The sequence below is a fragment of the Bacillus sp. BPN334 genome (genome assembly GCF_008368885.1).
Lineage (GTDB): Bacteria > Bacillota > Bacilli > Bacillales > Bacillaceae_G > Bacillus_A > Bacillus_A wiedmannii.
Genome location: NZ_QOZW01000006.1, coordinates 196,971 through 216,452, shown reverse-complemented (window position 1 = coordinate 216,452; position 19,482 = coordinate 196,971). Strand labels below are relative to the sequence as shown.

The following is a 19,482-nucleotide window of genomic DNA, read 5'->3' as shown; positions in this document are numbered from 1 at the left end:
TTTAGAAGGAGCTTTTTTTGAGTTATCCTCTATCGCCATTACGCTCTTGTTGTTTTTGCTTTGCCATACGTTTTTGATGCGCACGATCCTTTGCGCTCACATGATTAGCATCAGTTGGAAGATTTTCTTTTGAACGACCAATTCCATTGCTCATCTTTATCACTCCTTTTTATATCTTTCAAAATACATCCTTATTTTCAGCTAGAGATACAATCCTTATACAAAAAAATAAGAGCAGCCATTGGCTACTCTTACTTACTCACTCACGTATTTTTGAAACATATCATGGATGCCTTTATTTACTAGGTTCGAGATCTGCTCGTCAGATTTATTCGGATAACGATCACGCAATCTGATAGATGCCTTCACCATTAAATTTTCTAATACAGAACGGCCACCTTCTCCATAAATAATTTCAGCATACTTAACAAGCCTTCCATCCTCTACTGTTGCTGGATTATGATTGAAGAAAAATTTACTCATTGTCTCCACCTCTCTATTTTGATAACGTTTACATTTATATAGATTATTTATGTTATTTATTTCACAATATTGTATGCATGTATATTTAATTAGTTTCATTATAAAGCAACATATCGATAGTAAATATGTGATTTTCCGTCCATTTTGTGAACAAACCAAAAAATGAAAGCGTTTCCTTTATTATATACTAAAAAAACTTACTACGCTAGGGGCAATTTTTTTAATCTACTACTCCCTCAAAAATTAATATATTTTTTCTTTTCCCATTAAACCTTATACAATTTTCAGAAATTATATTATAAAATATATGTATGACTTAAGGAGGATTTATATGAATCAAAATAAAAAAGCTATATTAGATCTTGTCTTTTATCTCGTAATCCCATTCCTCATTTGGAAATTTGCAAAACCTTATATCGATCCTTATTACGCGATGTTACTTTCCTCTGTTCCAGGGATTATTTATACACTGTATACCTTTAAAAAAGAAAAACAGTTTAACGTGACAGGGTTCTTTATTTTAATTACACTCATTTCTAATACAACAGTAGACCTATTATCTGGATCAGCTGAACGAATGTTGTGGAACGATGCGTATTATCACATCGTACTCGGTATTATCGTCATATGTACAATTTTTATAAAAAAACCACTTATGTTATATTTCGCAGCAGATATTGCCGCATTGCAAGGCCATGACCGTGATAAAAGTCGTGAACTGTATCGTGATAGTCGTATCTATCCAGCACTACAATATTTAACGCTATTTTTCGGGCTACAATTTATATTAAAAAGCTTCTTAAAAATTTATTTCATCTCTGTTTTCGGTGTAGATGGCTATGGTGAAATGAGAGCGATTATGACCGCTGTTGGGTGGGGCATTTCCATTTGTATCGGAATTGGATTTGTTTGGGTAAACAATAAAATACATGCAGTGACAGAAGAAAAAGAATCTGTACAGTAAATGAAAATCCCCTAGTAGCATCATACTACTAGGGGATTTTCATTTTGCTACACATATTACGAAATCGTTAACTTGATTTTTTTCTTTTATCTTTTACGTTTCGATAAAACAAAGCAGCACTTAGCGGCATAACACCAAACCACTTATTCATAAATGGCTCTTTTTCAGCACGGCGTTGTTCTTTCTTTTGTTTACGATCTTCTTTTGGAGCATCCATGTACGACACAAACTGCTGTGTCACAAAGCGAACATAATCATTAGTAGACATATTATCATCACCTCTACTTGATTAGTATGTCCACTTTTTTATTCATTAATCTTTTCTTTTAATTCATTCATAATTTGCTTTACAGACTTATTCGTCGTATCGATATGAATATGAGCCTCTTCATAATAAGCTCGGCGCGATTCAAATTTTGCCACAAATGCCTCTATATCTTTCTTCTGAAATAGTGGACGCGTCGTATCTTCACGGAGTCTTTCTGCAATTACATGTGGATCACAATATAAATACACGACAGTTCCATTTTCCTTCATCCACTTTCGGTTTTCCTCTCGCTCGATGATTCCACCACCAGTTGTAATAATTACATTACAACTGGGTAGTGAACGTAACATTTCACTTTCATATTCCCGAAAAGCGATTTCGCCTTCTTCGGCAAAAATATCACGAATTGCCTTCTCCTGATTCTCTTCAATTTTTTGGTCTGTATCGACAACATCCATATGAATTTCTTTACTTAACGCTTTTCCAATTGTTGTTTTCCCAGCTCCCATATAACCGGTTATGTATATAGATTTCATGTTCGTTCCTCTCAATCATCCGTTATTATTTTTTATTATAACGAAAGATTTCATTATTTAATAAAAAAACGTTTTGTTCTCCTTATACAATGAAGAACAAAACGTTATATACACGCTTTTACTTATAAGCGCCTCTTCTCACCCACTGTGTTGCAATCCATTTCTCACCTTTCGTTACAGGTGCCCCTCCATGTAACGTAAGCTCATTTAATGATTGGTCTTGATAAAAATACTCAAAGTATACTGCCATTCCCTTTCTAGGGTGCACAGAAAGATTTAATTTCGGAAAGAACGTTTCTCCGCCTTCTTCTACATCATTTAAGTACATGACAAGCGTACTAATACGATTATTAGCAGCTGATCTACTATGTTCCGCAAAATAATCATAGTGCGCTTTATATTGTTGATCCACTTCATAATTTAAAATGTGTAATCCTTCTCCATGCGACACAGGAACATTCATGATAGATGAAATTCGTTTTTCAATCTTTACAGTAAGCTCATTGTCTTCCAAAAATGCACCGCTACTCGTTCGAATATCATTTACATCACGTGATGAACCAACTTTAGAACGTTCCATTTTACTTTTAGACAATTCAATCAATTCGCCGCATTCTTCATCACTTAATACATTTCCTAACACGACAATAAGAGGTTCTTCGAATTTTGAAATAATGTGTATTTCCCTATCTTCCGTCATAATTGTATTTCCTTTATGATCAAAAATAGTTTGTTCCTTATTTTCACCTATTTGATTGTTATTTGTCATTTCCCTATTCTCCCTAAAAAAATATGTTTGGATAGCTTGAATATATCATATTCTTTCCACCTTTCTCTTTTTTGAGAAAATTTAAACTTTCGTTCGTTATATTTATCCATTTGCTATAAAAAAATAACCTATTTTAAAATAAGAAATTATGGTTTTCATCCGTATATTTTACATTCTATCCTTCTATCCAATCGAATATTTTTTCATCCTTTTTTCTATACCGAAAACTAACCTTGTAGAAAACTTCTTGTTTTATTTTGCACTGCAACGAAACGAGTATAACATCGTTTTCAAAGACGTAATTCCCACTTGCTTCGCCCTTTTCATATTGAAAGAAAAAAGTATCTTCCTTTTCTTTTTGCTGTAAGTCTTTTTTTATATTTGTAATTGATCGATTTAGTAGTTCTTCCAGTACAAACTTTTGCTCTATTTCAATATAAAATTTTTTATCTATAAGCAACATATTCGTTTCGTATACAAAGAACGAAGTTAATAATACAAGAAAAATGATTGTTCCTGGCATCGTAAATCCATCTTGTTTTCTCATATATTTATTTCCATTTCGCTATATCTGACAGCTACACCTTCATATATTTTCCCACTCATATCTTTCACATTTATAAAGAGCAAATGAGGTGTTACTTCATACGAAACCATTTCAACATTTTGTAATATAACTTCTCTTCCGCGCTTATTCACTTTTCTTATAAGATGATTATTCAATTTTTCATACGTCACTTCATCTCCAGTGCGAAGACGGAAGCGTAAAAGATTATCTTTATTTTCAGGGACTATTTTTTCTACAAAAGATACTTCACGAAACTCTAACTGTACTTGTCCTATAAATAGATACACCCGTTTTCTTTGCTTTTTTACCTTTGTAAATACCTTGTTGTATCAGCATTTTTACCCATGACCTTTTTCAAATGTTTCCTATCTTTTTCTATAAAGCGGGGCAAGGGTGGGGCATTACTAAAAAGATGGGGCAAAAGAGCTGAATCTACATTCAGCTCTTTTTTATTGAATTGAATAACGAAAATAAAACTACATCAAATCATACTTTTAAAATATTGTATTAATTGTTATGCTTTACTTAAATTAAGGGAGACGATTATGTGAAGGTTGTTCAATCTATATTTAGGGGATTCCGTTTATTAAGTAAAATCATTAATCCGATATTAAAGGCATTGTCTAAAAGTAAATTTTAAATCTCATAATAATAAAAATCCCCTTCTGCATATGGGTGCAAAAGGGGATTTTTATTATTATGGATGTCTCTTATAGATATAAAATTCGATATTGTTTTAACTAATAACGTCTGCTTCTACTGCTAGTATTGTTCCCGAAAAACACCCACACAATAGCTACAAATATTAAAAGGCTTACTAATACTCCTAATAAACTCGAAAAAACATATTCAATAAAAGTTAATACAAACACTCCATGAATAAACCCTATAACGAATGCCATAATTCTTCCCATGATCGGCTCTGAGAAATCATCCGCAAAAATATCTTTGAACCACACACCTACCATTACAATATTAAGAGCTATGCTTAAAATGTTCATCCACCAAGTCCAGGTTATTTCTGAATTATCTTGATGACTATTGATAATATTCCAATAATCCTGTACAGTTTCAACTTTAATGTCTTGATATTTAAAAATCGCAACTATACTTACGATTAATACAATTAATGAAGCGATAGATTTTCCTGGACGCTCTTTAAATACATCTATAATTTTCTCCATAACGTCTCTCCCTATATTTTATATAAGTCTTATGAAGAGATAAGTCACGTCGCTAAGCTTACCTATTCTATTTATCTATTCACTTTTCTTTTCTGCTTTTCTCTTTTCAAGATAATCCTTATGCTGTTCTGGAGTAACATTCCAGCAAAATGCTTTCTTTCCTACATCCTTCGCATAAATCCTTCTACCTTTTACCGTAATAAACGGTCGACAAATTTTCATTATTATCACTATCCTCTACATAAATTATTTGCAAAGGACCTTAAAAAGTGTTACATTATATGTGTTAATTTTCTGGCGGAAATTAATATAATGTAGCGACGATCACTTTTGATTATTAGCTATGTAGGCCCTTTACATGGGCTATTTTTTTTGCGATTCATGCCTTTTTCTCCTCCATTGTTCTAGATATTCTTTAATTGAATTTGCGCAACGGATAAAGAGACTCCGCAACTTAAAGCAACTTCTCGTGCGGATAATCCCTTTATGATTTGAGGTGGTGCAAGTAACTCACCAGCAAATGTGTTAGCTTGCCACTCTGGATCTTTATATGCTGGTATAGACTCGATATTTTGAGTTCGTGCAAGTTCAATTTTCCCAGGACTATGCATAATAAAATGTCCAATTTCATGTGCCACTGTGAATCTATCTCTTGCACGACCATCAATGGCTCCTTCGTAAACATCCTCACGTAACCTTATTAAATTTTTTTCTGGATACGTTACTCCATATTTACCAACCATTTCATCAATTGACACTATTTCATACTCAAAATCCTTAAATAGCTCAGTCAATCCAAGCTCCAAAAAATCAACAATTGGAAAGTATTCCTCATATTCCATATCCATTATCGATCTTAGCGTATTCGCTAACTCTCTAATACCTTTTCTCGATGTAGGATTAGCGACATAAATCCCCATCTAATCCCTCCCTTTTTTCTTTTTAAGGAGGATATTTTTAATTTTATTTTTCTCCTTCTCGTCTAACTCTTTAAATTCTCTTGCTAAAGCTAAAACAGTAGTTTTATCATCAGAACTAAAACCTTCAAAATCAATTTTAATGACTTTCTGTGAATCTTGTACAGATTGTCTTAATTCTTCAGATTCCTCGTTACTTAAAGAATAAAATACTGAAATTTTGTTAAACCATTCTTGAGGAACATTTCTTTTACCATTTTCTACCGCAGATAAATATGAAGATGTAACTTCTAGTTTACCTGCCATATCCTTTAGTAACTCGCCATTATCGATTCTTAGCTTTCTACAAAACTTTCCGAATGGAGTCAGCATATTTGTTCCTCCTTCCTATTTACGAAATTGTTTACACCTTTATAATACAAAATCTCGTTAATTCAGTCAACATTTTTTGTTGATTCATTTCACAAAAAGAATAAAAGTAACTTGATTTGCAAAAATAGTACGATTGTCAATTAAAACGTTTAATTAGCACACTCTACTCAAGTTAAACAGAAACATCTACAATGGTTATATGCTATCTTTTCAGAAATTCTAATTATATAGAAATAAAAAAACCGCCCAATAGGACGGCTCTTATTTTCGTTAATCAAACTATTCTTTTATTTAACTTCATAATGCCAACCAAGATGTAGCAACCATTCTTCGCAAGCTTTCAGTTGTATATCAGAAGTAGGATCTGTGATGATATAAGCTAATCCATCCGGCTCAAGGATGAACTTACCAGTCATCTTTAACGATGTAAGAGCTTGCATGGCATTAAGCACTTCATAAGGTGAAAACGCTCCTGTTTGAATGATATTTTGTCTAGGTACCTCCGTTTGTACTTGCTCTTGTGCTGCTCCCGTAAACCAAGACAGTGACTTACTCCCTATAAGTGAATTTAGGTCACATTTCCCGATACCAGGTACATTTCCCGTTTCTGTGTACTGCCAAATATCACAAGGATATGCTGGTTTATTACCGCCGTAACGTGGAATCCATACAAAGTCACATTTTACATTTGCCATACCAAATGGAGCATACATATGATGGCCGACATATAAACCAACTTTCTTAGCTCCTAATCGATATAACTCATCGATAAACGCCTGTGTACCGGCTCTCATGTCATCCATTGTTTTTACTTCTACATCAGCCACCCAAACCGTAGCGCTCTTGTCACCGCGATTCCAGAAGTCTTGCGCTTCTTTTTTCGCATCATTAATTGATACAAAACGGCAAAATGCATAGTTACCAAACGGAATGTTATGTTGCTTCATGCTTTGTACATATCCTTTATATAATGGATCTACATAATTTGAACCATCTTGTACACGAGCGATAATAAAATTTATGTATTGCTTTGCTAGAGGCCAATTAATATTACCGTTCCATTTTGAAATATCCACAATATATCTCATTATTCAACATCTCCTTTTTTCTCTTCTTGTTTTTGTTTGCCACCTAAAATCTCAACCGCATTCGTTAATGCTGAAGGTAAAGTAATCCCCATACGTCCTGCGTTTTCTAAAAGAGACAACAGTTCATTTCCAATGAATAAAAAAATTGTCGCTTCACGAACTGCACTATTTGTACCCATAATCACATCAACTTGAGTAGCTGCTGCAACCAATAAAAATAGCATCACCTTTTTGGCGATGCCTTTGAAACCTACTTTACTTTTTAATTCTCCATTGAATCCAGCTGCAATTACCCCTGTTAGGTAGTCAATGACCGCCATCGTAACTAACACTTTCAATGTTGCATCCCATCCTCCCAAGAAGTACCCACAGAAGCCCCCAAACGTAGCTATAAATGTTTTCAATACTATATCAATACGATCCATATTTTCATCTCCTTATTTAGAATAAAAAAGAGAGACGCTTGTCCCTCTCTCAATAAGTACTTTTATTTTAAATTATTAAATCATCCCTTTTAATATTAAACCCAAAAGTGACATAGTGATTGCACTGATAATAATTCTTAAAATCCACGTTGTATTCATGCTAATCTTTTCTAATTGCTTATTAATTGTAGCGATGTCTTTCTCGTTAATTGTTGTACGAGTCTCTAAATTACGAATATCTCGCATAATTTCTTTTTGTTCTGCTTTTAAACTATCAATTTTTACATATACATCTTCCAATATACTCACATCCTTTTTATATCTTAATAAAATAATCTCTACATGATATGAGACAACCTTATTCATGGTGAGTACATCGCAGGAATTTCCATACAAAAGCCGTATTTTGTGCAAAATAAAAAACAGCTTATAGCTGCTCTGATTTCTTATCAATTAAATTTTGAACTAACAATTGTTCTAACACTTCAATTCTACGGTTCATTTGTTTATTCTCTTCTTTTAACTCTTCAATTTCAGCATCTTTAGTAAGTTTTTCTTCTTGGAACGCTTTTATTTGAAGTGCTATTGAAGAATATATTTCAGCTGCATTTTTTTCTTTTGTAACAAAACATTCAGGATTACTTTCATCATCTGCAATCCAACCGTATCGAGTTTGAATATCATTAGTAGTAAGTACCGGATCGTTATCTTGACGATTCATTCGCATTTCATATAGTTGTTCCATATCCGTTTTCAAATTGTATTGTTGGATATTTAACGCCATAATTTTTTCTAAAGCGCTAAACTGCACATCTCGAATATTTGTTTTATACTTACGTTGCGATGATGTTTCAAAATTACTTGCCACTACAGGCGAAAAAGAAGTACCTGAACCGGATTTAACCTGTAATTTACCCGCATAGCTAGATGGTCCATTTCTAAGCGTTAGTGTTTGGAACCGTAAATCCGTATCTCCATTGTAGTCCACTACATCAAGCATATTTTTATCTTTCAAGCTGAAAATAATAGCTGTTTGACTGTCTATCAATACGTTTTTATTTCCACCTTTTAATCCGATACCACCAGTAGCTTCTACCCAATACGACCCACCATTTGCGTAATTAGTTATACCTTTACCTGATTTAACGGTTACAGCCCCATTCATGCCCCCCTCTAGGATCAAATCACCTGATCTTCTAAACATAACTGAGCTTACAAAATAAGGGTCTCCGTTAGAATCTTTTCCGTTTATTATTCCTAAGAATCCTTGCGTTGGTTGTTTACTTAAGACAACAGAACCATCTTGGAAATCAGAATCTCCCCCTAATACAACTGTTGGCTGAATTTGGCTTGTACGATCTTTATAGTATCCAAGGTAAGCCCTGCTTATATTTGACTCCATTAAACGGATGAATTGCTTTTGAATGTGAACGTAATTAACACCATTATCTGTTCGTATTGTAGTCCCTTTAAGCTCCTGCGCTTCTAGATACTTTGCTATAGTTGTTCCATCTAACTCTATTTTACCTGCTTTAATTTTAATAGTTTCTGCTGTTTGATTGATAGATGAAATGATATCGCCTTTTTTCACAGTACTAAGGATATTGGTCTCAGTAACGTGAATACGTCCTTCTAAATCCCTTACATAGGAATCCTTAGCGAATTGTCCATCTGCTTGTATCCTTGTATATACTTCTGTCTTTTTTGCCGCTAAGTCAATGCCTTTCTCATTAACACTAAAGCGGTTATCGATTTGAGTCATCTTTTGATTGTATTGCTCAGTTGCTACTCTATTAGCTATATCTTCTAGCATTTTATCAGCATCAGTTTGATCTTTCGGATGTAACCAAAACTCAGTTGCTACTGTGCCACGTTGCATTATAGGTGCAGCTAACCAAAAACGACCATTTCTTTCGTTGTACGCTCTCCACCTTACGAAACCAGTGTTAGCAGGTGCCTTGCTTGTGTTAACACATCTAACCCATGTGTGGTTTAAGATATTCACTTTAGTCCTACTTGTTGTAATTCTAGTTTTTTTGTCTGAGGTCCAGTATTCTATTTCAATAAAGCAACCAGTCCCAGGATCAAAAACAGGAGGTTTTCCATCAGTAATGAAGTAAGCTGAAGCGACAAAATCCTCTCCAGCTTGACACACTATAAAATCTCCAGAAATGCCCCACCATCTATTCTGATCTAGTCCACTAGTATTGAATTGGAATGAGTTCATGCCTTTGTATTTAAGATTCTTGTCCACAGATACCGTTGTGCCTATATCTCTATTGATAAGCCAATACTTTAAATCTTTTTCGAAATCAGCATTCCTTAATTCGTTAATAGATCCTAATCCACCTACATAGTCCTCAACGTCTTTCTTTTTCATCGTTAGATTCAACGCCTCAGAATGTTGCTCTAACGTTGTAGTAGCCTGAGTTAATGTTTTCCCTTGCTGCGTTTGTGTCTCTTGTAATTTAGAAACATTTTGAGTAATTCCATTTGCTGTTTTCTCTACCTCGGTAAAACGTTTATCAAATCCGCTTTGATTATTTTCTACTTTTGTTATTGTTTCTTTAATGCCATCAACATTTTTTTCAATTTCGGTTGTTTTCTTTGTGAATTCATCTGTTGTTACTTGATCTTCAGGAGCTGGTGTCCATTCGGTAGCTTTATTACCTATTTCAATTTGAAAATTAGAAACGATAATTTTTGCTCCAGTTGTAAAATTATCTAATCTCATATTTATAGATTTAAAAGCACTACCACTAATCGTGATTACTCCTAAGTATTTTCCGCTTAAGTTTTGAGGAGAAAATGTAATTTTGGCCGCAATAAGGGGATAAGGATTACTCCCTTGCATATGCATAGTGCCCGATGGTGTCGTTGTACCTTCAACTTTCCAATCAAAGGAAACACAAGTTTCTTTATTTAAAATTGAACTAGAATCCCCACCTGCAAAATTATAAATATTTACAGTTTGATTCGCTGTATTATTACCAATTAAACTAGCTGGGATTGATGTGCCGAGAACAACATTTCGTCCACCTATTTTAGCATTATTTACTTTGGACTCTACACTCGTTAGCTTCTCACTGATTTTCCCAGCTTCTTCTTTGATTTCAGTTGTTGTTTTCTTAAGCTCACTTGTTGTTTGCTGCACATCAGAAATCGTCTTTTTTGTGCCTTCCACAGTTTGCTCTACTGTATTTAATTTATTGCTAATATCATTATCTTTTTTAGTTAACGATTCAATAGATTGCTTAAATCCATCTGCGGTTTGCTCTATTTGAGTCACTTTTTTATTAATATTGCCTTGTTCTTTTTGTACATCAGAAATTGTGCGACTAACACCCTGTAAGCTTTCCTTTACTTCGTTGAATTGTCCTGTTGCTTGATTCTGCGCTTCTTGAACCTTTTGATTCAACTCTGTTTTTGTGGACTCGATATCTTTGCTTACTTGTTCTAAAGTTTCTTTCTTTACCTTCTCAACATCAGGAACAACTGGGTCCCAAATACCATCTTTCCATAGTTTTAAAATGCCAGGTTTACCATTAGAAATATCTAACCATAATGTTTTTCTATCTTTAAGCCCAGTTGTCGGAGGGTACTTCGATTCAATGATTTCAACGGTATTATTTTTAATGTTCTCTTGAACCTTTTCAGCAATCTTTTTGGCTGTTTCCGATTCTTCCTTTGCATTAATAGCTGTATTTTTAGCTTCTTCCGTTAATTTCTCCAGTTGCTCTAACAGTTCTTTGTTAGCTTTGTTCCCAAGCGAACTAAGAATACGATTGTAAATCTTTCTTAATTCTTCATTCGGATCAACAATTTCATGATAATCTCCAAATACATATTTATCTTGCAATGGATTTTTATATGATTCATCGCCAGCAATCGCTCTTGCTTCTAGATACAATTTAGGTGTAAACCCTGTATCTTTTATTCGGATTGTGTCTCCATCATTAATTAACTCGTGATTTAGTCCGAATACACGACCGATTGATTGTGCTTCAACTTCATAAAAAACAGAGGAATTTACACGTTTTTTTAACTCTGTATTCATAAGAGTCATTAAACGTTTCGAATCCATGTCTTCGTTTTCTGTCTCGGGACTATAAAATCCGAATTTATGTTGCCCTTTCTCATTCCACCTTTGAAATGCATCGCTGTCCACAAGATAAGGGACACCACCATTTATTTCTGTAATAGTAACAAACTCTCCACCTTCTTTTTTCACAAAACCTAATAAGGCTGTACAAATGTTTTGAGAGTTTTCAATCCGTTTAATCCCCAGCAAATCTTTACCGAGGGTTATTTCTTTTCCTGTTTCTCTACCACGCTTCTTTACCATATCTACATAACGCCCAACGATTTGAGAGCCTAAAACTTCAGCGCGGTATTGTATTTCTAGTTCGAATAATGATGCTATCTTTTTTAGAAAACTTAATGGATCAATGAATTCATCAATAGTCATGGAACGGAAACTAGCATATTCTAAATTTCCTTTTTTCCACTTTGTACCTGCAAGAGCTATATCCATCATTTCTATTAAGGTCTTACCTTCTAATTTTTGTGGAGGGATAATTCCAGCTTTAGCAAGTTGAATCCATTCACCAGATGCATAAGCAATTACTGATCTATCATCAGAATTCTTTTCAATTTCAGTAATTACATAAGGAACAATACGACCATCGCGCACTTCTTTTAACACTAAGTTTTGCTGCATAAGTGTGGATGAATGCCTTGTATTATCGAATACTCGAAATTCTAATGTATCGATGTTATTTTTAATTTCCCAATGTCTTTTATCATCCCAATAATCTGTAGGCTGAATAGATGCAACAATTTGTTCTGTTTTAAAATCAACAACATGCAATTCACCACTTGGCGTTCTCATCTGTATCGCTCCCTGTAACTAATTGTTGCTCTAACACCTGGTGGCATAATATCAATACGATTATCTCCACGTATGATTTTAGGAAACTCACTAAATATATCTTTAATATTGATAGCATCTTTCCCGTTAATCGTAACAAGGCTTCTTTCAGTATCAATAATTACTTTATCTCCTGCATCGAAAATATAAGGTTTTGTATTAGAAGGAACTTTGTTTACCTTCCAAATCTTTAAATCATCAATTTGTATTTCGTTAATAGGCTGGTGATTATCCCACTTACAAATCGCAATCATAACTTGTGCAATTTTACGTTCTGTCATCGGATTTCCTGTTTCATCAATCCAACGTTCCACAAGCGAAGCGCCATCTGTTTCTTTACCATCTATAAACTTAGCTACATATACAGACCACACATTTCCACGCCTAGCGATACGTAAACGCCCTCGGAATTGGTTAAATGTATTCGAATAATATCCACTTGTATCAACTAATTTCCGAAAACTATTGGGTGTTCCGCTATTTCCAATTTTCATATGAGCCTTTGTAATTTCAGCAGTCACATATAGATCATTCATATTGATGCGAGCTACCACGTTGCTCGCTTCATCTAACAGAAGAACTTCAACACGCCCCATTTCATCAATGTTTTTGGACTTTAAAGTCATCCATGCCTCCATTTCAAAATCTTGTAATGGACCACCTGGAATGCTTTTCTTAGCTATTGCACCGTAAAATCCTTTCCCTTCTCCGTATTCTTCACAATATAGTGCGTAACCGCCTCTTGATTTAAAACTACCTGTCCCTTTCATATCATCAAATTGTCCAGTAACAGGAGTCCAGCCTATAGGTGAAGCCATTTCATCCCATAGCACACGCTCACGCTCTTGTACCGTTGTTTCCTCAACAGTTAGGGGATAACCAATACGGAAATAGTTTCGTTCTAAAGGATATTTACCAAACCATACATCTAAAAAAGTGCTTGGTTCTTTTACAGTCATTTCAATTAACGCTGGAGCTTCTACACTTCCTTTATTCGTGAACTCTGAGGTAATCTCAGTGGACCAACTTTGAGTGAATGTGTGAGTCTGTACTTTACCTAATTTATATGGTGTGGGACAAACAAATTTAATTGTACCGATGCCAAGCGTTACAAATTCATCTGGATCAAAACTATCATCCACTACGGCTAAATATGTTCTATTTGGTTCTACATCGAAAGTAAGCTCTGCTGCTTGATCTGTAATTAACCAATCTGCAATTTCTTCTTTTATGATTTCTAAATCTGATCCATCAGGAACGATAATTCCTACAGGGATTGATAAAACACGCATTTCCGTTTGTGTGTTTAATAATCTTGCACCTGGATATCCAGGAACACTTAAAAAATTCCTTTTTAACGGTGCCCAAGCTGGTCTTTTCCATCCTTTTGCAATTTGAATAAAGTCTTTTCGTTCGTTATTAAATGTAAAAGAACTCATGTTGACACCTCATTTTTTAATAAAATAAAAGAAACCCAAACCTAAAAGTCTGAGTTTCTTTTTGCTTCTCTTTCTTGATATTCGGTTGTATAGCGATACGTACCGCGTGCCACATCTTGCCCATTTAAAACAACAGGAACTTCCACTACTAAGTCGCCGCCCTGCATTGGACTTACCCTATTATCACCGGATGATCCAGGAGAGTAATTGAGTACTTGATTTGCAACGCCGCTGGTCATAGCTTGTCTACTATTTGACATATTTCCATATACTCCACTCATAACAGTCTTTAGACCTGACAACTGACTCATAGAACTAGCCATCATACGACTCATATCCCCCATCAATTGATTCATTGTTCCTGTTATACCAAGCGATTTTTCTTTTGATGATAAAGGTGTAACCGTAATGGAATTACCTTTCTTATTAAATAATTCTGGTCCGGCTTCTCCGGTAATAAATGAACCATCACCTACAGGTTTTCCACCTTTAGCAAGCATCGGAACATATGGAATCGTTGGGGCGCTCACTCCAGGGATTCGATTTAATAATTGTGCCGGTGTATTGAATGCGGCAATAAATTTATTTATCATATAAATAATTCCGTTAATAGCTGATTTTATACCACTTTTAAGACCACTCCATACACCAAGCACAGCCGATTGCATACCATAAAAAGCTCTGTTAACGGCGTTAGTAACCCAATACACAGGAGTCATTATTGCGTCTGTCAATCCAGTCCATATCGAGGATGCTGTTGATGTAATACCACTCCAAATACTAGAAAGCGTGTATTTAATTCCATTCCACACGCTGCTACTCATACTACTAATCACATTCCATATAGATGAGATAACTTCTTTAATATTATTAAAAATAGACCTTGCTGTTGAAACCATTGAGTTCCATAAACTAGATAAGTAGTTTGTAACGGCGCTCCATACTGCACTTGTAGTAGAACTAATCGTGTTCCATGTATTTATAATCCATTCTTTTATTGAATTAAAAATTGGTACCACAAAAGCAACTATTCCGTTCCAGCATGATTGCAAGAAACTCTTAACTGCATTCCATACATTCACTGTTGTTGTACTGATTGTATTCCACACCGCTATGATCCAAGTCTTGATTTGTTCAAAAATCGGCACAACAAATGCTACAAGTCCATTCCAACAGGAAACTAAGAAATTCTTAATCGTTTCCCACACAAAACTTGTAGTAGAACTAATCGTATTCCAACATTCAGTAATATAATTCTTGATACTTTCAAATATCGGAGTAACAAAGTATAGAATTGCTGTCCAAATCGCTTGTAAATATTGAGTAATGAAATTCCATACGGTTTGAATAACTGTTGAAATGCCAGTCCAAATCATAGAAAAGAAATCAGCAATTCCCTGTAATACAGGAGTTATAAAAGCAACTAGTCCATTCCAGGTGCTAATAAAAAACTCACTAATCGCTGTCCACACTTCAGAAGTTGTTTGTTTAATACTGTTCCAAGCTGCTGATAGTGTCTCAACTGCACCATTCCAAACTCCGGTTAAGTATTCGACAATTGAACTCCATATTTCTGTAGTATTTTCAACCATCGTATTCCATGTTCCAGTTAATAAGTCCCTGATTCCATTCCATAGCTCTATTAAATATTCTTTAATTGAATTCCATATGGATGATGTGGATTCACTAATACTATTCCATGTATCACTCGCCCATTGTGCTATACCTTTCCATATTCCTACTAAGAAATCTCCAATTGCATTCCAAGTATCAATGGTCCATTTCGTGATAGAATCCCAATTTTTATAAATAACTACACCTAAAGCAACCACAGCGGCTACAATCAAAGCGATTGCTGCTATCCATCCCATCATTGCTGCCCCTATGGTCGATATGACAACAACTATTGGCGCTAAAGCCATAAACGCTCCTGAAATTACCCCTATAGCTACCGCTATAGCTGCTAATGTAGCTGCTAACTTTGGATTATTAGAAATCCAATCCGCAATTTTAGCAACAACATCAGCTATAACTCCAAGAACAGGTTTGAGGGCCATTTGTAAATCTTGCATTGCTTTTTGAAATTTAACTGCTGGACTTGCATCTATTTTAGAAGTAGCACCATGTAAGTCCTCTACTCCTTTTTTTAAATCAACTTGTTTACCTTCTGCTTTCAAGATGGTGTCTATGATTTTCTTTCCTTGGTCTTCCCAAAGAGTACCGAACATCTTCGTGCCAAGTGCATTTCTGTCTGTTGCATTTTCAACACCAGCTAAGGCCTTGGTTGCTTCAAGCATAGCTTTTTGTCCACTTTCACCGCCACCAACAATTGCCTGACCCCATTTTTCAAACTGATCTGCCGAAATCTTTGTTTTATCTAAAACCTCTTGCATAGACTTATCTATACCGGCCCCAAACTCAGCCATTTTGATACGTCCTTCTTTAACACCATCCAAAAGGTTATCTATATTCCAACTTTTAGTATCGACTCCTGCAGACAGGATTCCTTGGACTTCTTTAGCTGAAAATCCAGCTTGAACCATCTGATCCCCATATTCAGCAATGATATCTAATTGTTCAGGTGGAAAGCCAGTTTTTAATAGCGTATTAACTAACCCTAATGCTTCCTCATTAGTAATACCTAACGTTGCGCCAATCTCATTGGTTTCTTGTATAAGTTCATTAAAATCAATTCCAGCGTAGGATGCTGCAATAGTCGCTGCCCCTTTAACCACAGCGGCATTTGTTTCATCAGAAGCATCCTTATTTAATGCCCATTGTCTGCGAACACCTTCTAATGCTTCTTCAGCGTCAATACCATAAGTACTAACACCTCTAATAGCTTCTTCAACTGATTTTTCCGATGATTCTGGAACATCAAAGGTGATATCAATCTTTGTTTGTAGCTTTGACATATCCATCGATTTTTCAATAGCGGCTGCAATTCCGCCACCTGCTGCCATACCACCAATAACATTTTCTAATCCTATTTTTAACCCCTCGAATTTCTTCTCTGTTCTGCCAGCCTCTTGCTGTAAGTCCCTTAATTCATTTCGTACTTGCTGAATTGAATTACCAGAATCCACAGATCGAAGCGATTGCTGTAATTTTTCAATGTCAGCTTCTGCTCCTAATGCTTCACGACCAATAAGACCAATCGCTTGGTCTAACTGCCTACTTGTTGCTGTGCCGCTTTTAATTGCATTCACAAGACGATTCCCTAATGCTCCTGCAAAATCATCAACACTTTTCCCAGTTGCGCTAAACAATGTTTCTAATTGCCTTGTGGAACTCGCCACATTATCTTGTTCAGCCTTCATATTTCCAAGCTTATTTTTCAGACCATTAAGAGACCCTTCTGTAAATTCAATCTCACGCCTAAAAGCACGATATTGTTCTTCAGAAATTTTACCGTTTTGAAATTGGGCTTGTACTTGTTGTTCCGCTGCCTTTAATTTATCTAATTTCTGCGTTGTATTTTCTATTTGTTGTGTGAGTAATTGTTGTTTTTGAGCAAGTGCTTCAACGTTGCCTGGATCAAATTTCAATAAACGCTCAACATCTTTTAACTCTTTAGCCAAAGAATCACTTTGTTTATTTACATCTTTCAAGGCATTTTGTAACGGTTGAGTATTCCCCCCGATTTCAATCGTAATCCCTTTAATTCTTCCTCCTGCCATCATCTCACCCCTTTCTTAGAATGCATCGAAGTCTTTTTGGTTCGCTTTACGAGTTTTGTCTTTATCTGGGTTCTCCATTTCAGCAAATTCAGCAATGTAATCAAAACAATCACCAATTGTCATAACTTCTAAATCCCAATGCGTTAATTTCGCCTTATAACAAAGAGCAAGGAACGTATCAGTGGTTAATTCTTCATCACTGAAAGTCCCTTGCTCTTCATTATTTTTGTTTATTTTTTTTTTGCTCCCATTGTACTCTGAATCATATCCATAATTTCTGGAAGGATTTCAGAGATTGGGAATTCATCAAAACCATCTAACCATGTAATTGGTTCAGCAATTGCTGGATTTGCTGTTTTCGCATATAACCAAACTAAATCATAAACCACTTCAAAATCTACTTTACTCAAATCAGCATTTGCTAAATCAATAGTAGCTAATGAGCCCGTTTGAGGATTTGAAGGAGCAATAACCCCTAGCTTAAACATGTCTGCAAATAAATCACGTCTAAATTGTGCTTTGTATCGTTTTACAGTTGCCGCTGTACTTTTTAATCGAACCTGTTTACCGTCTATTGTAATTGTCTTTTCCATTTATTTACGCTCCTTTTGATGCTGCTGTTTTCTTTACGTACACTTCTTTGTACCAGTTATCGTAAAGGGCTTGAGTTGTTTTAGAAGTTGTTTTTGTTTTAACCATACGTTTTCCATTAATATCAATAGGGCTTGATACAAATTTAAGTTCATTTGTATTTGGCTCCGCTGAATTTGTTTTAGTTTTAGATGCAATAGTTGGTCGGCTTGCTGAATTATTGTACATAACGTGTCGAGTTGCGTTTACATCACCATCAAACTCAAACAATAAGGCGAATGGGTTACCTTTCGCATCAGCTAACTCATTTAATACCCCATCTGTTTCATCTAACTGTTCGCCTAACGCATCAATAGCAAATTGTTCTGGAACAGTCGCAATGGATAGCGTTCCATCATAACCTTGGTTATTACTTGCTGCATAGTAAAGCATGTCATCTGCGTAGAACTCAATTAAATCTCCGCGTGGATCAAACGTTAATTCAACCGCTCCTGGAATTGGAATTGGTGTTTTAAATGTAACGACCCCACCTGTCACATCATAAAGTGCGTAATAAACGTTCTTTAAACCAAATGCGACTTTATTTTCTTTAGTCATTTATATCAACCTCGTTTCATATATTTTTTGATACATTTTTTCAGATTCAATAAAAGTCCCATACGAGTCATAAGGAATCTCATGATCGTCTAGGACTTTTTCAAGTTTTGCTTCTGCAACTAAATCTTTTTTAGTTGTGTAAAGCTCAATATTTGCATCGTCTATCTTGTGATAAACCTTGTTATCAGCCATTAAATTCGCTGATCCATCCACAAGGATACAAATATAAGGTGGCGCTGGCACTGGCTTACCTGGCGTTGCTATGAAATGCGAATAAGCCACAGGATAACCTGTAGCTCCAAGGATTTTTGTTAATTCACCTAATGTCATTATTCAAGCGCCCTTTCAATCTGTCTTGGTAATTCATTAATTACATACTCTTCAACTGGACGAATATGTACTTGAGCCGGAACACGTCCACCACCAGCCTTTGCATGGCCATTTTCCAAAAGATGCGTTAGTTGTCCTTTGGTATTGTGAACGACAACGCTATTACCTTCTTTTTTCTTACGCCACCCTTTACGATAAGCACCTGTTTTTTTAGGGCCACTTTGTCTTAATTTACTTACAGCAAGATCAGCTACTTCTTCTTGTGCTGTAAGCAATTCTTCTTCTACAACATTTGCATACCTTTGTAACTCTCTAGCAAGTTCGCTCGCAAAATCGTTCAT

At 35.2% G+C, this 19,482-nt stretch carries 21 protein-coding genes and 2 pseudogenes; 2 read left to right on the top strand and 21 right to left on the bottom strand.

Translation table 11 applies throughout. The annotated features are described in order from the left end of the window. Nucleotides 1-22 precede the first annotated feature (22 nt). Both DN393_RS31905 and DN393_RS08040 read right to left on the bottom strand, forming a co-directional pair. Complete coding sequence (locus DN393_RS31905; RefSeq protein WP_000064661.1) at nucleotides 23-154, bottom strand: hypothetical protein; 132 nt, start codon at nucleotides 152-154, stop codon at nucleotides 23-25. Nucleotides 155-255: 101 nt separating this feature from the next. Beyond that, nucleotides 256-483: a hypothetical protein gene (locus tag DN393_RS08040; protein WP_000032702.1), complete on the bottom strand. Its 228-nt coding sequence runs from the start codon at nucleotides 481-483 to the stop codon at nucleotides 256-258. 73 nt (nucleotides 484-556) lie between these two features. On the opposite strand from DN393_RS08040, the pseudogene DN393_RS08035 reads away from it, so the two are divergent. Both DN393_RS08035 and DN393_RS08030 read left to right on the top strand, forming a co-directional pair. Then, nucleotides 557-674, top strand: a pseudogene (locus tag DN393_RS08035) (GTP pyrophosphokinase). Between the two features lie 140 nt (nucleotides 675-814). Further along, nucleotides 815-1,447, top strand: coding sequence for a VC0807 family protein (locus DN393_RS08030; RefSeq protein ID WP_001073110.1), 633 nt, complete (start codon nucleotides 815-817; stop codon nucleotides 1,445-1,447). 67 nt (nucleotides 1,448-1,514) lie between these two features. Here the strand turns inward: DN393_RS08030 and DN393_RS08025 are convergent, their stop codons facing one another. From DN393_RS08025 to DN393_RS07940, 19 genes and pseudogenes are all read right to left on the bottom strand, one after another. Next, complete coding sequence (locus DN393_RS08025) at nucleotides 1,515-1,715, bottom strand: YqzE family protein (RefSeq protein WP_000106080.1); 201 nt, start codon at nucleotides 1,713-1,715, stop codon at nucleotides 1,515-1,517. A gap of 38 nt (nucleotides 1,716-1,753) precedes the next feature. Then, nucleotides 1,754-2,251, bottom strand: coding sequence for a shikimate kinase (locus tag DN393_RS08020; RefSeq protein ID WP_064474810.1), 498 nt, complete (start codon nucleotides 2,249-2,251; stop codon nucleotides 1,754-1,756). A gap of 118 nt (nucleotides 2,252-2,369) precedes the next feature. Then, nucleotides 2,370-3,020, bottom strand: coding sequence for a 2OG-Fe(II) oxygenase (locus tag DN393_RS08015; RefSeq protein ID WP_149173438.1), 651 nt, complete (start codon nucleotides 3,018-3,020; stop codon nucleotides 2,370-2,372). Nucleotides 3,021-3,195: 175 nt separating this feature from the next. After that, nucleotides 3,196-3,567, bottom strand: a complete 372-nt coding sequence (comGG, locus tag DN393_RS08010; RefSeq protein ID WP_046956345.1) for a competence type IV pilus minor pilin ComGG — start codon at nucleotides 3,565-3,567, stop codon at nucleotides 3,196-3,198. Then, nucleotides 3,564-3,881: pseudogene (locus DN393_RS08005) on the bottom strand (competence type IV pilus minor pilin ComGF); the annotation flags it as partial. The gene comGG and the pseudogene DN393_RS08005, both read right to left, overlap by 4 nt. A gap of 447 nt (nucleotides 3,882-4,328) precedes the next feature. After that, nucleotides 4,329-4,772 (bottom strand): hypothetical protein, encoded by a 444-nt coding sequence (locus tag DN393_RS08000; protein ID WP_149173436.1) that lies wholly within the window; start codon nucleotides 4,770-4,772, stop codon nucleotides 4,329-4,331. 75 nt (nucleotides 4,773-4,847) lie between these two features. Beyond that, the gene (locus DN393_RS31490; protein ID WP_179958505.1) at nucleotides 4,848-4,994 is read right to left on the bottom strand and encodes a hypothetical protein; all 147 of its coding nucleotides are present in this window, start codon (nucleotides 4,992-4,994) and stop codon (nucleotides 4,848-4,850) included. A 182-nt stretch (nucleotides 4,995-5,176) separates the two neighbouring features. Next, nucleotides 5,177-5,692, bottom strand: a complete 516-nt coding sequence (locus DN393_RS07995; RefSeq protein WP_149173435.1) for an ImmA/IrrE family metallo-endopeptidase — start codon at nucleotides 5,690-5,692, stop codon at nucleotides 5,177-5,179. Further along, nucleotides 5,693-6,061, bottom strand: coding sequence for a helix-turn-helix domain-containing protein (locus tag DN393_RS07990; protein ID WP_149173434.1), 369 nt, complete (start codon nucleotides 6,059-6,061; stop codon nucleotides 5,693-5,695). A gap of 287 nt (nucleotides 6,062-6,348) precedes the next feature. Further along, nucleotides 6,349-7,149: a GH25 family lysozyme gene (locus DN393_RS07985; RefSeq protein ID WP_149173433.1), complete on the bottom strand. Its 801-nt coding sequence runs from the start codon at nucleotides 7,147-7,149 to the stop codon at nucleotides 6,349-6,351. Next, nucleotides 7,149-7,574, bottom strand: coding sequence for a phage holin family protein (locus tag DN393_RS07980; protein ID WP_149173432.1), 426 nt, complete (start codon nucleotides 7,572-7,574; stop codon nucleotides 7,149-7,151). Before DN393_RS07980 ends, DN393_RS07985 begins: the two co-directional genes overlap by 1 nt. Before the next feature lie 75 nt (nucleotides 7,575-7,649). Beyond that, complete coding sequence (locus tag DN393_RS07975; RefSeq protein ID WP_149173431.1) at nucleotides 7,650-7,874, bottom strand: hypothetical protein; 225 nt, start codon at nucleotides 7,872-7,874, stop codon at nucleotides 7,650-7,652. Between the two features lie 127 nt (nucleotides 7,875-8,001). Continuing rightward, on the bottom strand, nucleotides 8,002-12,465 hold the full coding sequence (locus tag DN393_RS07970; RefSeq protein WP_149173430.1) for a phage tail spike protein: 4,464 nt from the start codon (nucleotides 12,463-12,465) through the stop codon (nucleotides 8,002-8,004). Further along, nucleotides 12,462-13,943, bottom strand: a complete 1,482-nt coding sequence (locus DN393_RS07965) for a distal tail protein Dit (protein WP_149173429.1) — start codon at nucleotides 13,941-13,943, stop codon at nucleotides 12,462-12,464. Before DN393_RS07965 ends, DN393_RS07970 begins: the two co-directional genes overlap by 4 nt. A gap of 41 nt (nucleotides 13,944-13,984) precedes the next feature. Then, entirely contained in the window at nucleotides 13,985-17,626 is a 3,642-nt protein-coding gene (locus tag DN393_RS07960) for a phage tail protein (RefSeq protein ID WP_149173428.1), read from the bottom strand. 227 nt (nucleotides 17,627-17,853) lie between these two features. After that, entirely contained in the window at nucleotides 17,854-18,216 is a 363-nt protein-coding gene (locus DN393_RS07955; RefSeq protein WP_149173427.1) for a hypothetical protein, read from the bottom strand. 4 nt (nucleotides 18,217-18,220) lie between these two features. After that, nucleotides 18,221-18,811, bottom strand: coding sequence for a major tail protein (locus DN393_RS07950; protein ID WP_097841678.1), 591 nt, complete (start codon nucleotides 18,809-18,811; stop codon nucleotides 18,221-18,223). Beyond that, nucleotides 18,812-19,141, bottom strand: a complete 330-nt coding sequence (locus DN393_RS07945; protein WP_098111309.1) for a hypothetical protein — start codon at nucleotides 19,139-19,141, stop codon at nucleotides 18,812-18,814. Beyond that, nucleotides 19,141-19,482, bottom strand: a complete 342-nt coding sequence (locus DN393_RS07940) for an HK97 gp10 family phage protein (protein WP_098103280.1) — start codon at nucleotides 19,480-19,482, stop codon at nucleotides 19,141-19,143. Before DN393_RS07940 ends, DN393_RS07945 begins: the two co-directional genes overlap by 1 nt.